Origin of the sequence: Paraburkholderia sp. CNPSo 3272, from assembly GCF_024206495.1 — a bacterium.
In the GTDB taxonomy this organism is placed as follows: Bacteria; Pseudomonadota; Gammaproteobacteria; order Burkholderiales; family Burkholderiaceae; genus Paraburkholderia.
On sequence record NZ_JAMBPQ010000093.1, the window covers coordinates 1 to 1420 of the forward strand.

Here is a 1420-nt window from a genome sequence, read left to right on the forward strand (position 1 = left end):
TAATGCCGTTCAGTTAAGGTCCTTTTTAAGGACGCGGACGGCATAACGTTTCGGTACAGCCTTCACGGCCCGCTCGAATTTTCGACCGGGCCGTTCTTCTTTGAGGAGTGCAACGAGGCGCTGGCGCAGACGTTGCAGCAGGGCTGGGAGTTTGCCTTGCGCACGGGTGACGGCGGCCCAGTGCAATTCGTACTGGATGACGTGGAAGGCGCGCACGAAGCTGATCTCGGTCGGCTCGCACTTCACCGCAAGCGCCGCCTTGGCAATCTCCAGTCGCACGAGGTTGTAGGCGATCAGCGCACCCCAGATCTCCTGATACACGCCCTCGACGCTGCGGCTGCGCAGGGTCAACGCCATGCCCATCATCGTCTGCTTGAGTTCCCGGTAGCTGGTTTCGATTTGCCAGCGGCGCGCGTAGCAGGCCACGATGTCAGTGCCCGTGTAGCGTTGGCGGTCGAACAACGACGTCAACAGTACCCGCTTGCGGGCACTCTGGTCGATAACGGTGATGGCGCGCGCCTGCCACACCTCAGGCAGCTCGGGGCATTTTTTGCGTGCCTGGGGCGACACGCGCATGCTTACCACGGCATCGTCAGGCGGCCCCTCGATCACTTCCCATTTGGTGTTGGCCTTGGCCGGGATGATGAAGTGACGGTTCGAACCCGTGCCGGTCACGCCACACAGTATTTCTGCAGACAGAAACCCCTTGTCGAACGCCGTCAGCGAATCATCGGGGATGGCGTCGAGCAGATCTTTGGCGTACAGCATTTCGTTCGTGCCGTACGGACCGAACCTCGCGCCACGAATCAGGTGCGTGGGCACGGCGGTCAGCGTCACGCCACGGACCTGCGGATAACTGGCGGTGGTGTTGCTGGCATAAACCTGGGCGCCAAAATGGGCCCGATGCTCGGGGGTATCCGCCGTCCTCAGCGTCGTGCCATCCATCGCAAACAGGCTCAACCCCTTGAACAGGTATTGTTTGCGGTCCTGCTCAGCCCACGCCCCGGCCGACAACTCGAACAGCGCCTTCAGTGGCTCCGCGCCCAGGCGCTGCCGGGCCTGGGCGACAGCGCTCTTGCTGACGAACGGCGCCTGCAGATCCGGCAGCGCAAGATCGAGATCGTCGACGACCTCGCTGATCGATTGATGCCGATATAACGCCAGCGCAATCACCAGCCAAACCACCTGCTCCGCGGGCAAGCGGCGTTGTCGGATACTCGCCCGTCCCGTGTAGGCCACCGCCTGCTCGATCCACTCGTAGGGCAAGTGCTCGCCCAGGCGAGCCCAGTCGGGCGTTTCCTGTTCTTCAGCGAGAAAATGGAGGGCGTCATCAAGCATGGGGACGCAGGTTAACAGCCTCCCTCACCGTTTACAACACCCAAAACGAAAACGCCGTTCAGGTCTTAACTGAACGGCATTA

At 61.6% G+C, this 1420-nt stretch carries 1 protein-coding gene; it reads right to left on the bottom strand.

The genetic code is table 11. From position 1 onward, the window contains the following. Positions 1-9: 9 nt before the first annotated feature. On the bottom strand, positions 10-1338 hold the full coding sequence (locus tag M3I53_RS37850; RefSeq protein ID WP_254320810.1) for an IS4 family transposase: 1329 nt from the start codon (positions 1336-1338) through the stop codon (positions 10-12). Positions 1339-1420 lie beyond the last annotated feature (82 nt).

Coding starts and splice junctions, on each gene's coding strand:
- M3I53_RS37850 (WP_254320810.1), bottom strand. CDS start 1,338: ATGCTTGATGACGCCCTCCATTTTCTCGCTGAAGAACAGGAAACGCCC.